The following is a 22,942-nucleotide window of genomic DNA, read 5'->3' on the forward strand; positions in this document are numbered from 1 at the left end:
ACGCAAATGACAGCCACCAACGCCTTGAACGCAGAAACCCTTGCGCAGACCGAAGACAGGGGCGGCCCGGCCCAGCCCCTGCTGATGGCGCAGAACCTGACCAAGCACTTCCCCATCCGCTCCGGACTTCTCAACCGGCGCACCGGCACAGTGCATGCCGTGGATGACGTTTCATTCCATGTGAAAAAGGGCGAGACGCTCGGCATCGTCGGCGAATCCGGTTGCGGCAAGTCCACCACCGCCCGCCTGCTGATCGGCCTTATCCCGCATGATGCCGGGCAGATCGTCTTCGACGGCGAGGCGCTGGGCGCGGAACTGGCGCTGAAGGACCTGCGGCGCGGCGTGCAGATGGTGTTTCAGGACAGCTACGCCTCGCTCAACCCGCGCCTCACCATCCTCGACTCCATCGCCTTCGGCCCAAAGCTGCATGGCATGGACGATCCGGAAGGGCGCGCCCGCAGTCTGATGGAAAAGGTGGGGCTTGATCCGGCCCGCTTTGCCCACCGCTACCCGCACGAACTCTCCGGTGGCCAGCGCCAGCGCATCAACATCGCCCGGGCGCTGGCGATGGCCCCGCGCCTGGTCATCCTTGACGAGGCCGTCTCGGCCCTCGACAAGTCGGTGGAAGCGCAGGTGCTGAACCTGCTCAACGACCTCAAGGCCGAGCTGGGCCTGACTTATGTTTTCATTTCCCATGATCTGAATGTGGTGCGCTACATTTCCGACCGGGTGATGGTGATGTATCTGGGCGAAGTGGTGGAAATCGGACCTGCAGAGAGCATCTACGAGCGGCAGGCTCACCCCTATACCGCCTCGCTCTTTGCCGCCATGCCCTCCATGGACCCGGACAACCGCACCATGGAACCGCCGCTCGCAGGCGATCCGCCCAACCCGATCAACCCGCCCACCGGCTGCCGCTTTCACACCCGTTGCCGTTTTGCCGAAGGCGTCTGCGCTGCGGCCAAACCTGCCCTTGCCGCCCTTCCGGGTGCCGAGGAACACATGGCCGCCTGCCACATGCTGGAGCCCGCCTCCGGCCACAGCCTTGCCGTGAAGGAGGCCGCAGTATGACGAGCACAGTGACTGGCACAGTGACCGGCACAATGACCACCGCCGCCCCCCTGATGGAATTCGACAATCTCACCGTCCGCTTCAAGGGCGAGCGCACGGTCCATGCCATCAACGGCGTCAGCCTCACCATGCAGCAGGGCGAAACCCTCGGGCTGCTGGGCGAATCCGGCTCCGGCAAGAGCGTGACGCTGAAGACGCTGCTGCGCCTGCTGCCGCCGCGCCGGACGGACATCGAAGGCAGCGTGCGGGTGAACGGCACCGACGTGATGAAGCTGCAGGGCGCAGCCCTTTCCGCCTTCCGGGGCAGCGAAGTCTCCATGGTGTTCCAGGAACCGGCGCTGGCGCTTGATCCGGTCTTCACCATCGGCGACCAGATCGCCGAAACCGTGATGCGCCACAAGGGCGTGAGCAAGCTGGCGGCCATGGATGTGGCCCTCGACATGCTCACCCGCGTGCGCATCCCCTCGCCCGAGCGGCGGCTGAAGAACTATCCGCATGAAATGTCCGGCGGCATGCGCCAGCGCGCCATGATCGCCCTCGCCCTCGCCTGCCGCCCGAAGCTGCTGCTGGCGGACGAACCGACCACCGCCCTTGATGCCACCGTGCAGATCCAGATCCTGCTGCTGCTGCGCGAATTGCAGAAGGAATTCGGCATGGGCGTCATTTTCGTCACCCATGACATTGGCGTTGCCATCGAAGTATCGGACCGGATCGCGGTCATGTATGCGGGCAATATCGTGGAGATGGGCCCGGCCCGCGAGATCATCCGCAACCCGCAGCACCCCTACACGCGCGGCCTTCTGGCGGCAAACCTGCATGATGTGGTCAAGGGCCAGCGGCTTGACGCCATTCCCGGCTCCCCGCCCGCGCTGGAGACAAAACCCGTCTCCTGCTCCTTCGCCCCGCGCTGTGCCTTCGCAACCGATGTCTGCCGGGCGCAGAAGCCTGAGCTTGTTCCGGCCAGCGGCCAGCCCACCCACGTCTCCGCCTGCTTCCACCCCCAGGCGGCAAACGTGGCAGCTTGACCCCTCCTCCCGAGCCGTCCCCGCCTTATGCGGGGACGCACGGAGAATACGGCGGCTATTGATGGCCTCTGCCCGGTATCATGAACCTCAGCCCGAGCATCCATGCCCGCACAAGATGAAGCAAGCACCACCAGCAACTCAACCCAGAATACATGAGTTGCTTATGCAAGATTTCCCCTTGCACCTAGACGTGTATGATATACAATCTGCACCTGACATATTTTACGAAGTATCTGCCATGATGCAGCCGGTCTGTCATGGCATGTGCGCCTTGCCCGTTACAGATGCCAGCGTTGAATGATGATCAGGGAGCAGCCATGAGCAGGTGTTTTTGCAGACCTCAGACAGCGGGCAAGCGGGTGGCCCGGCGGGCTTTCTGGCTGCTGGCAGCCGCCGCTGCACTCGCAGCCTCCCCTGCTGCGGCGGGCGGCGTGAAATACTGGGTCTCCGAACATTTCAACGAAGCCCCGGATGTGAATTATTACGAACAGAACAAGGATGAGCGGCATAAGCAATGGCATGTGCCCATCTTCGCCCCTCAGGTGCTGGACCTGTCGCATCTCGATTGGAGCAAGGATGAAGACGAGGGGGCTGACATTCGCCTGTGCTTCGACAACAGGCCACTGATATCCGCAAATAATGGCCGGATTGCAAAGGACAGTGTCTGGACCGGCTATTGTTCACATTATAGCCAGCCGCAAACGCTGAAAGTGGAAGATACGGAAAACAGGCCCTATTATGGATTGGAGGTCCGGCGCAGTCCGGACGGCAAATTTACCTGCGAAGCGGTTTTCACCGTCCGTTCGCTCATTTCTCTGCTCGCAGCCACTGCAGAGGGGGCCGATCTCTCCAGCCCGCTTCCCCCCCGCGTTCTGGCGTACCGCCGCGACAGCTTTCCTTTTTTATGGAAGGCCGAATACCAGTATTACCTGAACAGCCAAGATACCATCGAGATCCACAGCGGCATGGGCGGCTCTCACGGTTATGGGCGGATTTATCTGAACAACACATGGCAATGCCTGCTGCCTGCCTACCGGCTTTACTGGTCCGAAGCATTGTCCTCCTGCAACCGCCTTGTCGAAGAAATGCAGGCAGCCCCTGACAAGACAGAGCTTTACGATCCGCTCGTCACCCGTCTCGGGCCGGACATGATCAGACTGGCAGAGCCTTGCAGGCAGTGACGACCAGCTCTCTACTGCCAACCTACGGAGATTATCATGAGTTATCTTGCCCCTATTACCAAATTCGGAATTGACGGCGCAATAGAATATTATATTTCAACAGAATTCCCAAATCCGCAAACAATAATAAATGCACTAAATCACGTTCTTTCAACCGAAACAGGACAAACCCTCATCAGAAGGAGCTTACACACAGAAAATGAAAAATATTACATCAGAACAACAAATCAGGAAACAAGATACAGCAGCCAGCAAAACGAAATATATATAAACATTTCCGATTTAATCGGAAACGGAACAACATTCATGGACAAGGACGGGATCGTCAAACCAGTTAGTATTGAGCAAATGCTCACCCATGAGCTTTCTCATGCAGTTCTTGGCACGCGTGATCCAGAGCAGATTTATAACATAGTTGATACAGAGCAATACTGGGCCTTTTTGGCAAATCCAAATGCGAAGACCGGTGGCGAAGCGGTGGATTTTGAGAACACCGTAATGGCTGAGCTTTACGGCGATGATGCCCCATTCCGAACCCAGTACTACGGCACAGCGAATGTGAATTCCGAAGAAGCGCCAATTATAGACAGTCTGAATATCAGTTCATACATGAGCGGGGGAGATTCCATCAGGCGCACGAAAATCGGAACCTACAATGACGCGGCAGGAGAGGATATTATTCGGACTGACTCGACTGATGATACCCAAAACGACTCAGACTTGCTGATTGGCCTGCATGGCAATGATGTTCTTGTCGCAGGCGGCGGGCGGGATTTTCTCTTTGGAGGAGATGGCGATGATCTACTCCTCGGCGGCGCAGGCCGCGATGTTCTTGTTGGCGGCAACGGAAACGACATCCTCATTGGTCATGGCGTCATCACGAAAGAATACGACAGCGTCCAGGATCTAATTGAAGATCTTCTCAGGGATGATCGGCTGCTTTTCCATGACGACAACGAAGGTGATGAACTTCACGGCGGCGCTGGCGAGGACATATATTTGATTGGAATGAAAGAAACAGAAGAAAATCCTTTTGACCCAGTTACAGATCAAACCTTCTATGATTTTCTTGCAAAGTTTGATGTAGTCCTATCAACAGGTACGCAAGAAGGTCTTCCGATTTCTCAGTTCAACGAAAACAGATTAGAAGGTGTGGACCGGATCATTGATTCGGATGGGGACGGACGAATATTCGTACAAACCGGATTTGGAGAACTGATCGAATTTAGCAATGTCTCATACAGGTACGCCGGAGAATTCAGTGGCGGAATAGGATTTTATCAAGGAATTAATGACCCTGACAATGATATCTGGCTTAGCCATTTAACTCTGATAAAACATGATGAAGTACTTTACGGAACTGACGCCATGGCCATGAAACTTATAGATCAGACATCATTTCAAGGTCACGATATTTTGTTTGCCATTAATGGATTCAACAACGGTGACTTTGGTATATATTTAGTATAATAATGAGCTTCCAATCTCCATGAGAGGCTATTCAATTGTCGAAGCCGGGGCTCTCAAATTGCTCCGGCTTTAATTTCTATCAGAATATCTTACCATCCGCGCCAGACATACTGTCCCGTCACCACCGAGGATCAGGGGCGCATCCATTTCATCCGTAACGAGAAGACAATCGCGCGGCTGAAGCGTCTCTCTGCCGCTCTTGGCCAAGGCAACGGTGACACGGCCTGACACGCAGACCAGCGCGATGGTTTCCCCTGCGCCGGGACCAGGGCATTCGAGGCCGTTGCCCTCCTCAAGCGTCACCCGCTCCATGGAGTGACGAAACACTCCGCGCCGGGTCATGATGTTGAAATCCAGCACCGGGCCATCGATGAGCCGGCCGGTGACGGGAGCGCCGCCGTCGAAGCTGGTGAAGGCGCCGGGCGTGCTGAGGATGGTTTCTCCATCAGCGCCGAAATCGAGGCCGATGCCTGCCCCGTCCACCAGCGCCAGCGTCCGGTCAATGCCGGTGAAAGCCGAGAACGGGCCATCACTGGCAACCTCGGCCATGGACAGCCGCCAGCCGAAGTCTTCAAGCCCGGCCGTTTGCGGGAAGACGGCGAGTTCATGCGTGATGCCGCCGCCGTTCTTCCAGGGCATGGCCCGCGCCATGCCCCAGCGGATGAGATGCACCGCCATCAGAACATCGCCTTCGGCAGGAAGGTGGCGATCTGCGGCAGGAACCAGATCAGCGCCATGGCGAGGATCTGCAGCAGGATGAAAGGCACGACGCCCTGATAGATCATGCCCGTGGTGACTTCCTTGGGCGCTGCCCCGCGCAGATAGAACAGGGAGAAGCCGAAGGGCGGTGTCAGGAACGAGCTTTGCAGGTTGATGGCAATCAGCACCGCCAGCCACACCGGATCGTGCCCCATGAGGATCAGCGGCGGGATCAGCAGCGGCAGCAGGATGACGGCGATTTCCACGAAATCGAGGAAGAAGCCGAGCACGAAGATGAAGGCCATGGCAAAGATCAGCGCGCCCGTGGGCCCGCCCGGCATGGCCGCCAGAATATTGGCCACCCGGTGCTCGCCGCCGAGGCCGACGAAGACCAGCGAGAAGAAGGACGCCATCAGGATGGTGGCGAAGATCATCGAGGTAACCACCATGGTCTGGGTCAGCGCCGGGATCAGCGTGCGGGCGCCAAAGGACTGGCGCAGCGACACGGCGACGGCGGCAAGGCCGGTCAGGGCGAGCAGCGCATAGGCACCCGCCACCGTGTATTCCAGCGCCCCGGCGTCCGAGCGCTGCAGCCGCACCGGATAATATCCGGCTGCCAGCACCAGCACGAAGAGCGCGATGGCACCGCCGAGGATCAGCCGCTTCGGGCCGCCCTGCTTGTAACCGGCGAGCAGAATGGCGCCGATGGCCCCCACGGACGCGGCCTCGTTGGGCGAGGCAACGCCGAAGAGCACGGCGCCCAGCACCGCGACGATGAGGATGACGGCAGGCAGGATCGCGCCCATCACCTCGCCGCGTGTGGCCTTGCGGTCCAGATCCTTCATGGCCGGTGCATCTGCGGGCACCAGCCAGGCGCGCAGCAGCACATAGAGCACATAAAGCGCCACCAGCAGCAACCCCGGCAGCAGAGCCGCGGCAAAGGTCTGGCCGACGGAAATGGTCTCGATGGAGAACTTGCCCTGCTTGTATTGCGCCTGCTGGAAGGCGGAGGACATGACATCGGCGAGAATGATCAGCAGCGTCGAGGGCGGGATGATCTGGCCGAGCGTGCCGGAAGCGCAAATGAGACCGGCCGACAGGCGCGGATTGTAGCCGTTGCGCAGCATGGCCGGCAGGGCAATCATGCCCATGGCCACCACCGTTGCGCCGACGATGCCGGTGGAGGCGGCCAGCAGCGCGCCGACCAGCACAACGGAGACGCCCAGCCCGCCGCGCATGGAGCCGAACAGGCGGCCCATGGTTTCCAGAAGGTCTTCGGCAATGCGGCTTTTTTCGAGGATCACCCCCATCAGCACGAAGAGCGGAATGGCCGTCAGCACCGGATTGGTGAGCACCGCGAAGAAGCGCTGGCCGAGCGCGCCCATCAGCGACAGGTTGAAGTCACCCAGCGCAAAGCCGAGCAGCGCAAAGCCCGTCGCCACACCGGCAATGGTGAAGGCAACCGGATAGCCGAGCAGGATGAAGCCGATCAGCGCGGCGAACATCAGGATGTCAAGCGGGATCATGCGGCGCTCCGCAGCTTGAGGCAGTCACGCAGGAAGGCGGCAAGGCCCTGCAGCAGAAGCAGGACGCAGAACACCGGAATGAGGCTCTTCAACAGGAAGGAGGCGGGGATGCCGCCGACGGAAATCGGCCCTTCCAGAATGGCCCAGGAGCGCTGCACGCTGGGCCAGGAGTAGACGAGCAGCATGACGAGCGAGGCGCCCAGCAGCGCCACATGGCCGAAGAGGTCAATCACCGCCTGCCCGCGCGCCGTCATGCGGGCGTAGTAGATGTCCACCCGCACATGGCCGTTGACCATCAGCGTGTAGCCTGCCCCCAGCATGAAGACGCTGGCATGCAGATAAAGCACGCCCTCATTGAGGAAGATCGAGCTGTAGCCGAACACATAGCGCAGCAGCACGATGACGAACTGCAGCAGCACCATCGCCAGCGCGAACCAGATCGTCACCGCGCCCACTGCCCTGCTGACCCAATCCAGAGCCCTGGCAAGCCGTTCCATTCCCTCTTGTCCCCTGCTGCTGCGGGCGTTTGCCGCCCTGATCATATTTGCTTTCGCTTCACCTTCGGCCGTCATCCCCGCGCAGGCAGGTATCCGATCCCCCCGGTGTTTGGGCAATGTCCGCACCGGATGCAAGGAGGAGGAAGGACTATCGCTTCACCGCAGCACCCCTCTCCCCCCTTGAGGGGGAGATGTCTGCGCAGCAGACAGAGGGGGGTAGCAGCGCTCCGGCAGAGCACCATCTCTCTCACAAGCGGACAGTCCGTTCCCCCCCCCTCTGCCCCCTGCCGGGGGCATCTCCCCCTCAAGGGGGGAGAGGAGCGGGAGTCTGACTGACTGTCCGGTATAAACATCGTCCGGAGCCTGCGGCACTCTCCCCGGCACCGCAAGCACCCCGGATACTGGATCACGGTCTTGCCGCCATGCGGCAAACCGGGATGACACCAGAGGCAAACCCCGGCGCGGCTTTTACCCCGCGCCGGAGGGGATGGCTCAGCCGTAGTTGTAGTCGAGGCCGCGGGCGTTCATCTGGCCGGCGTCCGCATAGGGCATGTATTCGACCATCAGCTTGCGGTACTCAAGGAAGCTTTCGGTGATCTTGCGCACCAGCTCGTCATTGCTTTCGCGCAGCTCCTTGACCACCTCGCCCATGGCATTGCCCATGGCGATGACGATCTCGTCCGGCAGCTTGCGCACGGTGACGCCATGGTTGGCGGTCAGCTCGCGCAGGGCCAGGGCGTGCTTGGTGTTGTACTCGGTCAGCACCGGGTTGTAGAGGCTTTCGGCCGCATAGGCGACCGCCTGCTTCAGGTCATCCGGCAGGGCTTCCCAGGCCTTCATGTTGACCGCGCATTCTTCCGCCGAACCCGGCTCGCCGACGCCCGGCGCGTAGTAGTTCTTGGCCACCTGCTGCAGGCCGAGGGCGCTGTCGGACCAGGGGCCAATGAACTCGCCCGCATCCAGCGCGCCGGACTGCAGCGCCTGGAACATGGCCGGTCCCGACATGGCTTCCACCGCCATGCCCAGCTTGGCGCAGACTTCCGAATTGAGGCCAGTGGTGCGGTACTTCAGGCCCTTGAGGTCATCGACGGAGCTGATCTCGTTGCGGAACCAGCCGAACCACTGCGGGCCGGAGTTGCCGCACAGGAACGGCTTCAGGCCGAAACGGCCATACATCTCGTCATAGAGCGCCTGACCGCCGCCCTGCATCAGCCAGCCGATCTGCTCGATGGCGGTGAGGCCCAGCGGCTGGGAGCCGAACAGCAGGATGCCCTTGGACTTGGAGCCCCAATAGGCCGGAACGGCGTGGTAGATCTCCGCCGTGCCTTCGGCCACGGCATCGAACACGCCGGGACCGGGGACGATTTCACCGGCGGCGAAAAGCTCCACTTCCAGCCGCCCGCCCGACAGGGCGGTGATGCGGTCTGCCAGCATCTGGGCGGCAACGCCCGGACCCGGCAGATTCTTCGGCCACGCGGTGACCATGCGCCATTTGGTGATGCCCTGGGCAATGGCCGGGGTGGCAAGGGCTGCGCCCGTTGCCGTTGCCGCCGCACCGATGCCCGCTGCCTTGAGGAAGTCACGTCTTTGCATGTCGGTTCTCCATCCTGCTGGTTCCACTCATGAAATGCCTGCTTCTGATTTTTTTCAATCTTTCAGGATCGCAGGCAGGTTAAGTCCGTTTTCGCGGGCGCAATCGAGGGCGATCTCGTAGCCTGCGTCCGCGTGGCGCATGACGCCGGTGGCCGGATCGTTCCAAAGCACATTGGCGATGCGCCGGTCAGCAGCTTCCGTGCCGTCGCAGCAGATCACCATGCCGGAATGCTGCGAGAAGCCCATGCCAACGCCGCCGCCGTGATGCAGCGACACCCAGGTGGCGCCTGACGCGGTGTTGAGCAGTGCATTCAGAAGCGGCCAGTCGGACACGGCGTCCGAACCGTCCTTCATCGCTTCGGTCTCGCGGTTGGGCGAGGCAACGGAGCCTGAATCGAGGTGATCGCGCCCGATGACGATGGGCGCCTTCAGCTCGCCGTTGCGCACCATTTCATTGAAGGCAAGGCCAAGCTTGTGGCGCAGGCCAAGCCCCACCCAGCAGATGCGGGCCGGCAGACCCTGGAAGGCAATGCGCTCGCGCGCCATGTCCAGCCAGTTGTGCAGGTGGGCATCGTCCGGGATCAGCTCCTTGACCTTCTGGTCGGTCTTGTAGATGTCCTCCGGGTCGCCCGACAGCGCACACCAGCGGAACGGCCCGACGCCGCGGCAGAACAGCGGACGGATGTAGGCGGGCACGAAGCCGGGGAAGGCAAAGGCATTCTCCAGCCCCTCGTCCTTCGCCACCTGACGGATGTTGTTGCCATAGTCGAGGGTCGGCACACCGGCGTTCCAGAAGTCGACCATCGCCTCCACATGCACCCGCATGGAGGCACGGGCCGCCTTTTCGACAGCCTTGGGATCGCTCTCCTGCTTGGCGCGCCATTCGGCAACGCTCCAGCCGGAGGGCAGATAGCCATGCACCGGATCATGGGCCGAGGTCTGGTCGGTGACGATATCCGGTCGCGGGCCGCCAGCTTTCATGCGGGCGACGAGCTCCGGGAACACGTCCGCCGCATTGCCGATCAGCGCCACGGACTTGGCCTCGCCTGCCTTGGTCCAGCGGTCAATCATCGCCAGCGCCTCGTCCAGCGAATGGGTCTTTTCGTCCACGTAACGGGTGCGGATGCGGAAGTCGGCGCGGGTCTCGTCGCATTCCACCGCAAGGCAGCAGGCACCGGCCATGACGGCGGCCAGCGGCTGCGCGCCGCCCATGCCGCCGAGGCCGCCGGTCAGGATCCACTTGCCCTTGAGATTGCCGCCATAGTGCTGGCGCCCGGCCTCCACGAAGGTTTCATAGGTGCCCTGCACGATGCCTTGCGTGCCGATGTAGATCCACGATCCAGCGGTCATCTGGCCGTACATGGCCAGGCCCTTCTTGTCGAGTTCGTTGAAATGGTCCCAGGTGGCCCAGTGCGGCACGAGATTGGAATTGGCAATCAGCACGCGCGGTGCATCCGCATGGGTGCGGAACACGCCCACCGGCTTGCCGGACTGTACCAGCAGCGTCTCGTTGTCTTCCAGCGCCTTCAGCGCCGCGACGATGCGGTCAAAATCATCCCAGGTGCGCGCCGCCCGGCCAATGCCGCCATAGACCACCAGTGCATGCGGGTTCTCGGCCACATCCGGATGCAGGTTGTTCATCAGCATGCGCAAGGGCGCTTCTGTCAGCCAGCTCTTGGCGTTGAGCGTGGTGCCGGTGGGCGGGAAAATATCACGCTGGTTATGGCGGGGATTGGTCATGTTTCCTCTCCGGATCATGTTATTTCATTGGATATGCAGCAAACAGGAAGGACGGCGGCCTCAGCCGCGCCAGCTGCCTGATGCGATGGTTTCGAGAATGGCCGTCAGAATGGGCCGCAGCCGCCCTGCCCGCGCCTCGTCATAGGCGTAAGGCGGAAGCTCAGTGGCGAGATGCGTTGACTGCGCCAGCTCCATCTGGATGGCGTGGAAGCCTTCCTCCGGGCGGCCATAGTGGCGCGTCGTCCAGCCGCCCTTGAAGCGGCCATTGACCACGCTGCGGTAGCCTTCTGCTTCCCGGCAGATATTGGCGACAGCCTCTGCCATCGCAGGCGCGCAGGATGTGCCCTCCACCGTGCCGATGTTGAAGTCCGGCAGCGTGCCTTCAAACAGGAACGGAATGTTGGAGCGGATCGAGTGGCAGTCATAGAGCACGGCAAAGCCATGAATGGCGTGCACCCGGCGCAACTCGGCCTCCAGCGCCGCATGATAGGGTGCGTGATAGGCCAACCGCCGCCGCTCGATCCCGCCCGCATCCGGGGCTTCCTGCCAGATGTTTTCGCCGTCAAAATCCGTCAGCGGCACAAGACCGGTGGTGTTCTGTCCCGGATAGAGGCTTGCCCCATCCGGCGGGCGGTTGGCGTCGATGACATAGCGGTGGAAGGTGGCGGCAACGGTGGTCGCACCCGGCAGCAGCCCGGCGTAGAGCCTGTCCACGTGCCAGTCCGTATCGCTCAGCACCAGCCCGCGCGCATTCAGCTTCGCACGGATCTCCGCCGGGACGAAAGTGCCCGAATGCGGCAGCCCCAGAACCACCGGGCTGTCCCCGCGCTCCACCGTCACGGGCGATGCCGGAACGGCCTGACTATCCTGCGTCATCTCAATTCGATCCTTCCCTGCGACCGTTCGTTCCGTTCATCTGTTTTTCATTTTGGCCGTTGCCAGCGACCTGGTTTCAGCTGTCATCCCCGCGAAGGCGGGATGCCCCCAAGGCACAGCCTCCGTGCCCCCCTCCCCCTCGTGGGGAGGGGTCGGGGGTGGGGGGAAAAGCCTTTCAATTCTGGGTGAGGCACTCGCACCGTGAAACCACCCGTCTTCTGGCAGTTCCCGGGTTACGCCTCAGAGCCCCCCACCCCTTACCCCTCCCCACGAGGGGGAGGGGCGCGGAGAGGCTTTGCCTGCAAAACCCGCAGCCCCCCCTACGGCCTGAAATCACCGATTTCCGCCGCAGCAACGAATGCCCCTTCCCGCACCAGAGCCGCAGCCGCTTCGATATCGGGCGCGAGGTAGCGGTCTTCCTTCAGCGCAGGCGCATGGCCGCGCAGCATGGCGATGACGGCCTGAAGCCGTGCCGAGGTCTTCAGCGGGGCGCGGAATTCGATGCCCTGCGCCGCACATAGCGCCTCGACGCCGAGGATGACCGAGAGATTGCCGTTCATACGCAGCAGCCGTCTTGCGCCATGGGCCGCCATGGACACATGGTCCTCCTGATTGGCGGAGGTCGGCGTGGAATCCGTGGAGCACGGCGTCGCCAGATGCTTGTTCTCGCTCATGAGTGCCGCTGTCGTCACTTCGGCGATCATGTAGCCGGAATTCAGCCCAGGCTCCGGCGTCAGGAACGGCGGCAGGTCGTGGCTGAGCGTCGGGTCCACCATCAGCGCCACGCGCCGCTGGGCAATCGCGCCGATTTCGGCCACGGCCAGCGCGATCTGGTCGGCCGCGAAGGCCACCGGCTCGGCATGGAAGTTTCCGCCCGAGACAATGCGGCCCTCGCCCAGCACCAGCGGATTGTCAGTCACCGCATTGGCTTCCGTTTCCAGCGTGCCGGCGGCAAAGCGCAGGAGATCAACGGACGCGCCCAGCACCTGCGGCTGGCAGCGGATGCAGTAAGGATCCTGCACGCGCGTGTCGCCTTCCCGGTGGCTTTCGCGGATGGCAGAGCCTTCCATCAGCGCCCGCATGCGCTCGGCCACCTCGATCTGGCCGCGATGGCCGCGCAGGGTGTGGATTTCCGGCTGCAGCGGCGCGGTCGAACCCATGATGGCGTCGGTGGACAGAGCCGAGATGACCATGGACGAGGCGGCATTGGCCCAGGCGCCGAACAGGCCGATGAGCGCCAGCGCGGTGGAGAACTGGGTGCCGTTGATGAGCGCCAAGCCTTCCTTCGGCCCCAGAACCACGGGCGTCAGCCCGGCCCGCTTGAGCGCCTCGCCGCCCGGCAGGCGCTCGCCCCCGTAGATGGCCTCCCCGGCGCCGATCATCGCCGCCGTCATGTGGGCAAGCGGAGCCAGATCTCCGGAGGCGCCGACCGAGCCCTGCGACGGCACGACAGGCGTCACGCCCTTGTCGAGCATATCCTCGATGAGGGCAATCACCTCCCAGCGCACGCCAGACGCGCCCCGACCAAGGCTGAGCAGCTTGAGCGCCATCATCAGCCGTGTGGCGGCCCGGTCCAGCGGCTCGCCCACACCGCAGCAATGAGACAGGATGAGATTGCGCTGCAGCGTTGCCGTATCCTTGGCCGCGATCTTCACCGAGGCGAGCTTGCCGAAGCCGGTGTTGACGCCATAGACGCCCACATCCCCGGCGGCAGCGGCGGCGATGACGGCGCTGGCCGCTTCCACGGCGGGACGGGCCGAGGGGGCGAGACGGGCGGACAACTCCTCCCGCCAGAGCTGTTCCAGCTGCTCCAGCGTGGTCTTGCCGGGCGTGAGCACGAGGGTCATTCCGAGCCTCCGAAGATACGGGCATGAAGGGGATTGAAACCGAAGCGGTAGGCGAGTTCCGCCGGGCTATCGGCATTCCAGATGGCAAGATCGGCTCGAAGACCCGGGGCGATGCGCCCGCAGTCCGAAAGCCCCAGCGCCCGCGCCGCGTTGACCGTGACACCGCGCAGCGCTTCTTCCACGGTGAGGCGGAAGAAGGTGCAGCCCATGTTCATGGTCAGCAGCAGGGAGGTCAGCGGCGACGTGCCGGGGTTGCAGTCGGTTGCCAGCGCCATGGGCACGCAGTGGGCGCGGAAGGCAGCAACCGGCGGCACCTGCGTTTCGCGGATGGCATAAAAGGCGCCGGGCAGCAGCACCGCCACCGTGCCGGAGCGGGCCAGCGCCGCCGCGTCGTCATCGGTCGCATATTCCACGTGATCGGCAGAGAGCGCGCCATAGTCCGCCGCAAGTCTGGTGCCGCCCAGATGCGACAGCTGCTCCGCATGCAGCTTCACCGGCAAGCCGAGACGGCGGGCCTCATCAAAGACCTTGCGCATGGAGGTGACGGAAAAGGCGATGCCTTCGCAGAAGCCGTCCACCGCATCCACCAGCCCTTCCGCCGCAGCATGGCGCAGGCCCGGAAGGCAGACCTCGTCGAGATAAGCCTCCTCGCGGCCCTTGTACTCGGACGGCAAAGCATGGGCGCCGAGATAGGTGGTGCGCACCCGCACCTTACGTTGGCTCGCAAGGCTTCGCGCTGCGCGCAACATCTTCAGCTCGGTTTCGATGTCGAGGCCATAGCCGGATTTGATCTCCACCACGGCCACACCTTCGGCCAGCAGTGCATTGAGGCGCGGCAGGGCCGAGGCCACAAGCTCCTCTTCGCTGGCAGCGCGGGTGGCCGACACGGACGAGACGATGCCGCCACCGGCGCGGGCGACCTCTTCATAGCTAGCCCCCTCCAGCCGCATCTCGAATTCCCGCGCCCGGTGGCCGCCGTGGACGAGATGAGTGTGGCAGTCGATGAAGGCCGGCGTCATCAGGCGCCCCTCAAGATCACGGCGTTCATAGGCGGCAAAAACCGCCGGAAGATCCGCTTCCGGCCCCACCCATTCGATACGGCCATCGCGGATCGCAACAGCGCCGCGCTCGACAAGGCCATAGCCGCCCGCCTCCGGCAGGGTGACGAGCCTTGCGTTGGAAAGAAGGGCCGGACCGTGAAGTTCCATCTTGGTTTCCCCTGAAGTTCGGTTTATTTATGTATGTACATAATAGCCCTGTCAATCAGCAAAGGCGGCGAAAGAATGAGCAGCGCAAAAAACGGAGAAACTCCGGCAAGTGGCGGAAACCCGTCTTTCGCGGCGCAGGTTCTGTGGGCGGAGCAGGCACTTTTGCCCAATGGCTGGGCAAGCGGCGTGACTGTGCATATTGCCGCTGATGGCAAGGTGAGCCATGTGGCCGCAGGAACGCAGCCGGAGCAGAAGGCCATGCGCCTGGGCCTGCTGCTGCCCGCCCCTGCCAACCTGCATTCCCACGCCTTCCAGCGCGCCATGGCGGGGCTGACCGAGCGGCGGGGACCTGATCCGAGGGACAGTTTCTGGACATGGCGCCAGCTCATGTACCGCTTTCTCGACCAGCTGACGCCGGAGGACGTGGAAGCGATCGCCGCCTTCGTGCAGATGGAGATGCTGGAGGCAGGTTACGCCACCAATGTGGAGTTCCACTACCTGCATCACCAGCCGGGCGGTGAGCCCTATGCTGACCTTGCCGAAATGTCCGCCCGCATCGCCGCGGCGGCTGCCACATCCGGCATCGGCCTGACGCTGCTGCCGGTGCTCTATCAATATGGCGGCTGCGACAGGCGGGCGCTGGGGGCGGGCCAGGTCCGCTTCGGCAATGACATGGACCGCTTCGCCAGGCTGGTGGAAGGTGCCGAAGCTGCCCTTGGCGCCCTGCCCGCCGATGCCCGCATCGGCATTGCTCCGCACAGCCTGCGCGCCGTGTCTGCCGAAGACCTTTCCCGCGCCGCCGCCTTGCGCCCGCATGCGCCGCTGCACATGCATCTGGCCGAACAGGTGGCCGAGGTGGAGGAAGTGAAGGCGCATCGCGGTGCAAGGCCGGTGGAATGGCTTCTGGCCAACCAGCCGGTCGACGGCCGCTGGTGCCTGATCCACTGCACCCAGATGGAAGAGGCCGAAACGCTGGGCCTTGCCGCAACGGGCGCGGTTGCGGGCCTGTGCCCCATCACGGAATCGAGCCTTGGCGATGGCATCTTTGACGGCGTGCGCTTTGCCGCAGCGGGCGGGCGCTTCGGCATTGGCTCGGACAGCAACATCCGCATTTCACTCACCGAAGAGCTGCGCACCCTCGACTATTCCCAGCGCCTGCGCGACCGCTCGCGTGCGGCCCTTGCAACGGCGGAGCGGTCTACAGGCCGTGTGCTGCTCGAGGAGACGGTCCGGGGCGGCGCACAGGCGGCCGGACGCAAGTCGGGAGAGATTTCCGAGGGCTTTCTTGCAGATCTGCTTGCGCTGGACACGGAAGATGCCAACATGCTGGGCCGCAGCGGCGACACCGCCCTCGACAGCTGGATCTTTGCCGGAGACGACCGGATCGTCAGCGACGTCTGGGCCGCCGGGCGGCATATGGTCAAGGGCGGCCGTCACGTGGCGCGGGACAATATCAGGCAAGCCTACATGCGGACCATCCGCAAGCTGAAAGAGGCCTGACCGGGGAAACCGGACATATGAAAACCGGACATGGGGAATGACCAAGGCAGACGCAAACAGGCCCGCAGCTTCCAGGGCAGCTGCGGGGAACATTACCTGGCAGTCCATTCAGGCGGAGGCGCTGCGGCGCATTCATGACCGGGAATGGGCGCCGGGCAGTCTGATCCCGCATGAGGAGGAGCTTGCGGCCGAGTTCGGCTGCGCGCGAGCCACCGTCAACCGGGCCCTGCGCGAACTGGCCATCCTCGGCATGCTGGAGCGCCGCCGCAAGGCCGGAACGCGCGTGCCGCTCAATCCTGTGCGCCGCGCGACGTTCCAGATCCCGGTCATCCGGCAGGATGTGGAGGCCAAGGGCATGGATTATGCCTATCAGCGGCTGACCCTCGGCACAAAGCCCCTGCCCGCAGCCATCGCGGCAGCCCTGTCACTGGAGCCCGGCACGCCCTGCCTGCATGTCACATCCCTGCATATGGCGGACGGCAAGCCCTATTGCCAGGAAGACCGCTGGATCAACCCGGCGGTCGAAGGCGCCGGAGTGCAGGATTTCGTGACCATCAGCCCCAACGAATGGCTGGTGCAGAACATTCCCTTCTCGCGCGGCGGCATCGATTTTTCCGCCACCAGCGCCAGCCCGATCCTCGCCGACATGCTTCAGTGCAAGCCGGGCGCGGCCCTCTTCGTCATGGAGCGCACCACCTTCTCCGGCGACATGCCCGTCACCGCCGTGCGGCTGACCTATGCGCCGGGGCACAAGGTCAGCACAGCGATCTGACGGGACGCGCCAAGATCAGAGCGTCAGCGCTTCGCCCGCCCCGTCCAGGGACCTGTAAGGGTCGCAAGGCCTTGCTGCTCGCTCATAACCGGGCATGAAGCAAGGCTGTGCTTCCAGCTGCTACTGCGCATTCTCCATGATCAGATCGGTCATTTCAAAACGGATGACATCAACGAGCCCGAGATCGGAAATGCGCAGTTCGGGGATCACGACAAGCGCCAGCAGCGAGTGCTGCATGTAGGCGTTGTTGAGGGTGCAACCGCAGGCCGCCATGGCCTCCACCATCGCTGCAGCCTTCGCAGCAACATCCACGGCGGGGCTGTCGGACATGAGGCCGGCGATGGGCAGTTCCACCAGCGCCAGTTCCTTGCCGTCCTTCCAGACGGTGACGCCGCCGCCCACCTCGCCCAGCCGGTTGGCAGCCTTCGCCATCATCTGCCGGCTGGTGCCGACGACGATCATGTGGTGGCTGTCATGGGCGACGGTCGAGGCAATCGACATGTCTCCCGTGTAGCCGAAGCCGGAGACAAAGCCGTTGACCACCTTGCCCGTGGCGCGGTGGCGCTCCACCAGCGCGATCTGGCAGACCTCGCCTTCCGCTTCCACCAGCCCGCCGGAGACAGGAAGCTCCGCCGTCAGCGCCTTGGTGGGGGCCTGATTTTCAACAACGCCGATGACGCGGGCCTTCACCGCATTGGCCCCGGCAGGCGCGGGAATGGCGAAATCGGCAGCCTCCAGCACCTTGCCGAGACGCACTGTCTCACGGGCGCTTTGCGGCCAGTCATAATGCGGGCACTCCGCAAGCAGCTTGCCCCCCTGCGCCACCAGAACGCCGCGGGCATAGACATCCTCGATGGGCAGGTCTGTGAGGCTGGAGGTGAGGATCACATCCGCCCGCCGCCCCGGCGCGATGGAGCCAAGCTCCCGCTCCAGGCCGAAGTGGGAGGCCGTGTTGATCGTCGCCATCTGCAGCGCGATCACCGGATCGCAGCCGCATGCGATGGCATGGCGCACCACCCGGTTCATGTGGCCATCATTGACCAAGGTCCCGGAGTGGCAGTCATCGGTGCACAGGATGAAGTTGCGCGGATCGAGCCCCTTCTGCGTCACCGCCGTGATCTGGCTTTCCACGTCATACCAGGCCGAACCCAGCCTCATCATGGAACGCATGCCCTGCCGCACCCGGGCGATGGCATCAGATTCCGCCGTGCCCTCATGATCATCCGCCGCACCGCCCGCCACATAGGCGTGAAAGGGAATACCCCGGTCGGGGCTGGCATAATGACCGCCCACCGTCTTTCCGGCGGCCATGGTCGCGGCCATTTCGGCCAGCATCTGCGGGTCGCCGTTGATGACGCCGGGATAGTTCATCATCTCGCCAAGGCCGATGATGCCGGGCCAGTTCATGGCCTCGGCGACATCTTCGGCCGAAATCTCAAAGCCCGTCGTTTCCAGCCCCGGCGCGGACGGCGCGCAGGAGGGCATCTGCGTGAACATGTTGATCGGCTGGAGCAGCGATTCGTCATGCATCATCTTCACGCCCGCCAGCCCCAGCACGTTGGCGATCTCGTGCGGGTCGTGAAAGATCGTCGTGGTGCCATGGGGAATGATAGCGGCGGCGAACTCCGCCGGGGTCAGCATGCCGCTTTCGACATGCATGTGGCCATCGAGCAGCCCGGGAATGAGGAAGCGCCCGTCCGCCTCCACCACCTTCGTGCCTTCGCCGATGCAGTGCGAGGCATCAGGGCCCACATAGGCAAAACGGCCCTCGCTGACCGCCGCCTGCCAGCCGTCGAGGATTTCCCGGCTCTGCACGTTGACGAGCCGCCCGCCCCGGATGACGAGATCCGCAGGCGCCCGCCCCGCCGCCACCGCCACGAGCTTCGGAGCCGTTTCGGCCCAGGATTTGAAGGTGGACTGGCTCATGGCGGCAAACTCCTGAAAGAACTGACTGTTGCGCCATGGTTCGGTGCGGCGCCCCGGCTGTCAAGCCACAGACCGGCCCAAGAAACAACCGGCAATTGATCTGGCGCAAGGATGATACCGCCTCATCGCTGGCACCTTCTTGGCAAGCCGCTGCCCGGGAACTCCAGTTTCCGCGCGGTGCAGCCATTTCCTGCTGGACGGAAGGAGACAGCACATGTCTGCAAAGATGAAAGCAGCCGTCGTCAGGGCTTTCGGAGCCCCGCTCGACATCAGCGAGGTGCAGAAGCCGGAAGCAACGGCGGGCAAGATCGTCGTCAAGATGATGGCGAGCGGCGTCTGCCACACTGATCTTCATGCCGCCGAAGGCGACTGGCCGGTGAAGCCCAATCCCCCTTTCATTCCGGGTCATGAAGGCGTCGGCTACGTCTGCGAGGTCGGCTCCGGCGTCAAGGGCGTCAAGGAAGGCGACCGGGTGGGCGTGCCCTGGCTGCATTCGGCCTGCGGCCATTGCAAGCATTGCATGGGCGGCTGGGAAACCCTGTGCCACGACCAGCACAACACCGGCTACAGCGTCAACGGCGGCTTCGCCGAATATGTGCTGGCCGATCCGGACTATGTGGGCCACCTGCCCGACGGGCTCGAATTTGCCCCCGCAGCGCCCGTGCTCTGTGCCGGTGTCACGGTCTACAAGGGCCTCAAGGAAACCGAGACAAAGCCCGGCGAAACCGTGGTCATCGTCGGTGTCGGCGGCCTTGGCCACATGGCCGTGCAATATGCCCGGGCCATGGGCATGAAGGTGATTGCCGTCGATATCAGCGACGACAAGCTGAAGCTCGCCAGCAGCCTTGGCGCCGATCTGACGATCAACGCACTGACCACCGATCCTGTGGCCGAGGTGCAGAAGCTGGGCGGCGCAGAAGGCGTGCTCGTCACTGCCGTCTCCACCAAGTCCTTTGCGCAAGGCTTCGGCATGCTGGCCCGGCGCGGCACCATGGCCCTGTGCGGCCTGCCCCCCGGCGATTTCCCGCTGCCGATCTTCGACACGGTGCTCAACCGCAAGACCATTCGCGGCTCCATCGTCGGCACGCGCAATGACCTTGCCGAATCCCTCGCCTTTGCCGCCGACGGCAAGGTGAAGGCGCATTACGCCATGGACAAGCTCGACAACATCAATGCGATCTTTGACAAGATGCGCGCCGGACAGATCGACGGCCGCATTGTCATGGACATTTCCTGAAGACCCCAACCTTCAGGAGATCCCTCCGGCCGCGGGGCCGGTGCATGAAGGACAGGCAACCGGGTTGTCTCACGGCAACAAGCTGCCTATAGTCCCGCGTGCACCGGGGCCGGAGGGTTTCTTTTCAGAAGCGAGGCTGCGGTGCGCCTCCGCCGTGACGTTCCCCGACCCGCAGCACCCCCGTGTCCCGACCAGACCCTGCCCCTGAACAGACAGGCCCGGAAGCCTCCGGCACAGAAAATGCGCGCGCCCTGACGCCGGACGTGCTGCACCGCATTGCCTTTGGCGCGCTGCTCGGGGCTGCGGGCGGCATCCTGTTCTGGCTGGCCCATATGCCACTGCCGTGGATGCTGGGCTCCATGCTCTTCACCATGGTGGCCTCGATCTTTGGCGCACCAATCCTGCCGCCGAACCGCATCCGCCCTGCCCTTGTGGCGGTCATCGGCGTGCTGCTCGGCTCCGGCTTTTCGCCCGCCCTCATGGGACAGCTCGGCGACTGGGCCATCTCGCTTGGCCTGCTGGCGCTTTATCTCGTTGTCTCCGGCGTGCTGGCCGTTCCCTTCTACATGAAGGTGGGCGGCTTTGACCGCATCACCGCCTTCTGCTCCGGCATGCCGGGCGGGCTGATGGAAATGGTCAGCCTCGGCAAGGATCTGGGCGGCGACGAGCGCAAGATCATTCTGGCGCATGCGGCCCGCATCGTCGTCACCATCAGCCTTATTTCCTTCTGGTTCCGCATTATCGAGGGCCAGAATGTGGGCTCCGCCATCACCAAGGGCGGCAGCCCGTCCTGGCAGGACCTTGCCATCCTCGCGGCCTGCGGCGTCATCGGCGCCTTCGTGGCGCTGAAACTGCGCCTGCCTGCTGCCACCCTCGTCGGCCCCATGCTGCTGAGTGCCGCCGTCCATGTCACCGGCATCACCACCAGCGCCCCGCCGCAGGGGCTGGTGATCGCCTGTCAGGTGCTGATGGGCACCATCATGGGCTGCCGGTTTCTGGGAGCCGGGCGGCGCGAGGTGATCCACGCCGTCTCCCTCAGCTTCGGCGCCACCTTGATGACCCTGCTGGTGACCTTGCTGTTTGCCCTCGTTTTCGGCGCCTTCATCGGCCAGACCACCTCGCAGATCGTGCTGGCCTATGCCCCCGGCGGCCTCACCGAGATGAGCCTCATCGCCCTCGCGATGAAGGCGGAAGTCGCCTATGTGGCCAGCCACCACATCACCCGCATCGTGCTGCTGATTTCCTTCGCGCCGCTGGTTCTCTCCCTCATCGACCGCCGCCCGCCCGGCCGCATCAAGCCGCGGGACTGATCCCTTCTGACTGGCGGTCCGGGCCTGACTTGAGGAGGGCCGGCCAGACACCGGAATGCGGACGCAGCAAGCCGGTTCCTGACGGCAAAACGGGCTGGGTAAAAATTGGCGGTCCAGAAGCCTCCGCGTCACGGCCCTGTCACCTAAAGCAGCTATCACGCAATTCATTCGAATGAATTGGAGGCCTTGATGGCGCGTGAAACGTGGCAATCGATCCGGGACCGGCTTGCTGCTGATATTCTGTCTGGCAGCCTCGCGCCGGGAGCGCAACTGCCGACCGAACCGGAACTCTGTGCCGAATTTGGTGCAGGCCGCCATTCCGTGCGCCGCGCCATCGCTGCGCTGGCCGTTGAAGGCAAGCTGCGGGTTGAGCAGGGACGCGGGACCTTCGTCGAAAGCGCACCGCTCATCAACTACCAGATCGGCCACCGGACCCGTTTCCGACAGAACCTCCTGAGCCAGGGCGTCACACCAGCAGGCGAACAGGTCTCCGATGACGTGATCCCTGCGCCGCGCCGGGTTGCCGAAGCCCTTGAACTGCCGGCAGGCACGCCGGTCCACCGTATGATGCGCCTTGGCCTTGCCGATGGTGTGCCGCTCAGTCTTGGTGTTGTCTATCATTCGCAGGCGCTTTTCCCCGATATGCCCGGGCAGCGCCGCGCCGGGCAATCCGTGACGGATGTCTACCGCGCCCATGGCATCACGGACTATCTGCGCAAGCGCACCACCATCTACGCCCGCCGCCCGACGGCCGAAGAAGCGCGCCTGTTGAAGCAGCACCCGGATCAGCCGGTTCTGGCCGTGACCAAGACCGATGTGGATCTGACCGGACGGCCCATCGGTTACTCGCAGGCCATCTGGGCCGCCAACCGCGTGCAATTCACCTTCGATCTTCCACCCGAAACCGGGAGCCCGGACCAGGATGACTGACACTGCCATAAACGCTGGCATTAAGACTGGCATGAGTGAGGGCATGAGTGAGGGCATGGGCCCGGCTCTTGCCTCCCCTGACGGCGGCGCCCGCGCCGGTCACGGCGCCATGCTGACCGCCCTGTCCCACGGCTGTGCGGACAAGGTGAAAGGTTTCGCCGAAAGCCTTCTGCCCTCTCTCGGCGCCATTGACGTGCTGTGCAGCCGCACCGGCCTCGTCATGCTGCCCTTCCGCGACACGGTCAAGGGCACCGACTTCCACCTCGGCGAGGTTCTGGTGGCCGAAGCCGAGGTCCGCCTGACCGCCCACGGCTCGACCGGCTATGGCATGGTCACCGGCCGTGATCTTGAATGGGCCATGGCCATGGCCCTCATCGACGCTGCAGCCTCTGCCGGGATCGAGCCCGCAGCCATCAGCGCCTTCGTTGCCGAAACCATCGCCACCAATGCCGCCCGCGACCGGCAAAGCCTTTGCGCCATCGAGGCGACACGCGTCGACATGGAAACCTTCTGATCCCCCTATCCCTCAAGGAG

Annotated in this window: 19 protein-coding genes; 10 read left to right on the top strand and 9 right to left on the bottom strand. The window is 63.5% G+C overall.

Annotation, left to right across the window (positions count from 1 at the left end):
• Positions 1-6 precede the first annotated feature (6 nt).
• The 4 genes from IF10I1_RS15955 to IF10I1_RS23005 all read left to right on the top strand — a co-directional run bounded on the left by IF10I1_RS15955 (position 7) and on the right by IF10I1_RS23005 (position 4,747).
• The gene (locus IF10I1_RS15955) at positions 7-1,071 is read left to right on the top strand and encodes an ABC transporter ATP-binding protein (RefSeq protein WP_186393510.1); all 1,065 of its coding nucleotides are present in this window, start codon (positions 7-9) and stop codon (positions 1,069-1,071) included.
• A complete protein-coding gene (locus IF10I1_RS15960; protein ID WP_244284732.1) occupies positions 1,068-2,096 on the top strand; it encodes an ABC transporter ATP-binding protein in 1,029 nt (342 codons plus the stop codon). Before IF10I1_RS15955 ends, IF10I1_RS15960 begins: the two co-directional genes overlap by 4 nt.
• Positions 2,097-2,389: 293 nt before the next feature.
• Positions 2,390-3,277 (top strand): hypothetical protein, encoded by an 888-nt coding sequence (locus IF10I1_RS15965; protein WP_162544483.1) that lies wholly within the window; start codon positions 2,390-2,392, stop codon positions 3,275-3,277.
• A gap of 36 nt (positions 3,278-3,313) precedes the next feature.
• Positions 3,314-4,747, top strand: a complete 1,434-nt coding sequence (locus tag IF10I1_RS23005) for a hypothetical protein (RefSeq protein WP_186424570.1) — start codon at positions 3,314-3,316, stop codon at positions 4,745-4,747.
• Positions 4,748-4,816: 69 nt separating this feature from the next.
• Here IF10I1_RS23005 and IF10I1_RS15975 read toward each other — a convergent pair whose 3' ends face one another.
• The 8 genes from IF10I1_RS15975 to hutI all read right to left on the bottom strand — a co-directional run bounded on the left by IF10I1_RS15975 (position 4,817) and on the right by hutI (position 14,733).
• The gene (locus IF10I1_RS15975; RefSeq protein ID WP_186393512.1) at positions 4,817-5,425 is read right to left on the bottom strand and encodes a HutD family protein; all 609 of its coding nucleotides are present in this window, start codon (positions 5,423-5,425) and stop codon (positions 4,817-4,819) included.
• Positions 5,425-6,972: a TRAP transporter large permease subunit gene (locus tag IF10I1_RS15980; RefSeq protein WP_050471660.1), complete on the bottom strand. Its 1,548-nt coding sequence runs from the start codon at positions 6,970-6,972 to the stop codon at positions 5,425-5,427. The genes IF10I1_RS15975 and IF10I1_RS15980 overlap by 1 nt, the downstream gene beginning before the upstream one ends.
• Positions 6,969-7,469: a TRAP transporter small permease subunit gene (locus IF10I1_RS15985; RefSeq protein WP_019966381.1), complete on the bottom strand. Its 501-nt coding sequence runs from the start codon at positions 7,467-7,469 to the stop codon at positions 6,969-6,971. The genes IF10I1_RS15980 and IF10I1_RS15985 overlap by 4 nt, the downstream gene beginning before the upstream one ends.
• A 492-nt stretch (positions 7,470-7,961) precedes the next feature.
• Positions 7,962-9,062, bottom strand: coding sequence for a TRAP transporter substrate-binding protein (locus IF10I1_RS15990; RefSeq protein WP_050471661.1), 1,101 nt, complete (start codon positions 9,060-9,062; stop codon positions 7,962-7,964).
• 54 nt (positions 9,063-9,116) lie between these two features.
• On the bottom strand, positions 9,117-10,802 hold the full coding sequence (gene hutU, locus IF10I1_RS15995) for a urocanate hydratase (RefSeq protein WP_186393513.1): 1,686 nt from the start codon (positions 10,800-10,802) through the stop codon (positions 9,117-9,119).
• A gap of 60 nt (positions 10,803-10,862) precedes the next feature.
• Complete coding sequence (hutG, locus tag IF10I1_RS16000; RefSeq protein ID WP_186393514.1) at positions 10,863-11,678, bottom strand: N-formylglutamate deformylase; 816 nt, start codon at positions 11,676-11,678, stop codon at positions 10,863-10,865.
• Between the two features lie 320 nt (positions 11,679-11,998).
• A complete protein-coding gene (hutH, locus tag IF10I1_RS16005; RefSeq protein ID WP_186393515.1) occupies positions 11,999-13,525 on the bottom strand; it encodes a histidine ammonia-lyase in 1,527 nt (508 codons plus the stop codon).
• Positions 13,522-14,733, bottom strand: coding sequence for an imidazolonepropionase (gene hutI / locus IF10I1_RS16010; protein WP_186393516.1), 1,212 nt, complete (start codon positions 14,731-14,733; stop codon positions 13,522-13,524). The genes hutH and hutI overlap by 4 nt, the downstream gene beginning before the upstream one ends.
• Before the next feature lie 75 nt (positions 14,734-14,808).
• On the opposite strand from hutI, the gene IF10I1_RS16015 reads away from it, so the two are divergent.
• Together IF10I1_RS16015 and IF10I1_RS16020 are read left to right on the top strand one after the other, a co-directional pair.
• Positions 14,809-16,233, top strand: coding sequence for a formimidoylglutamate deiminase (locus IF10I1_RS16015; protein ID WP_208977408.1), 1,425 nt, complete (start codon positions 14,809-14,811; stop codon positions 16,231-16,233).
• Between the two features lie 37 nt (positions 16,234-16,270).
• Positions 16,271-17,005: a GntR family transcriptional regulator gene (locus IF10I1_RS16020; protein WP_186393517.1), complete on the top strand. Its 735-nt coding sequence runs from the start codon at positions 16,271-16,273 to the stop codon at positions 17,003-17,005.
• A gap of 120 nt (positions 17,006-17,125) precedes the next feature.
• Here the strand turns inward: IF10I1_RS16020 and IF10I1_RS16025 are convergent, their stop codons facing one another.
• On the bottom strand, positions 17,126-18,931 hold the full coding sequence (locus IF10I1_RS16025) for an adenine deaminase (protein WP_186393518.1): 1,806 nt from the start codon (positions 18,929-18,931) through the stop codon (positions 17,126-17,128).
• 214 nt (positions 18,932-19,145) lie between these two features.
• On the opposite strand from IF10I1_RS16025, the gene adhP reads away from it, so the two are divergent.
• The 4 genes from adhP to IF10I1_RS16045 all read left to right on the top strand — a co-directional run bounded on the left by adhP (position 19,146) and on the right by IF10I1_RS16045 (position 22,922).
• The gene (gene adhP, locus IF10I1_RS16030) at positions 19,146-20,168 is read left to right on the top strand and encodes an alcohol dehydrogenase AdhP (RefSeq protein WP_050471594.1); all 1,023 of its coding nucleotides are present in this window, start codon (positions 19,146-19,148) and stop codon (positions 20,166-20,168) included.
• A 182-nt stretch (positions 20,169-20,350) separates the two neighbouring features.
• A complete protein-coding gene (locus IF10I1_RS16035; protein ID WP_208977407.1) occupies positions 20,351-21,478 on the top strand; it encodes an AbrB family transcriptional regulator in 1,128 nt (375 codons plus the stop codon).
• A gap of 189 nt (positions 21,479-21,667) precedes the next feature.
• Positions 21,668-22,408, top strand: coding sequence for a phosphonate metabolism transcriptional regulator PhnF (gene phnF / locus IF10I1_RS16040; RefSeq protein WP_058899925.1), 741 nt, complete (start codon positions 21,668-21,670; stop codon positions 22,406-22,408).
• 43 nt (positions 22,409-22,451) lie between these two features.
• Positions 22,452-22,922 carry a phosphonate C-P lyase system protein PhnG gene (locus tag IF10I1_RS16045; protein ID WP_186393519.1) on the top strand — a complete coding sequence of 157 codons (471 nt, stop codon included), beginning with the start codon at positions 22,452-22,454 and terminating at the stop codon, positions 22,920-22,922.
• The last annotated feature ends 20 nt before the right edge of the window (positions 22,923-22,942 follow it).

This window comes from Pannonibacter sp. I15F10I1, assembly GCF_900185665.1.
Lineage (GTDB): Bacteria > Pseudomonadota > Alphaproteobacteria > Rhizobiales > Stappiaceae > Pannonibacter > Pannonibacter indicus.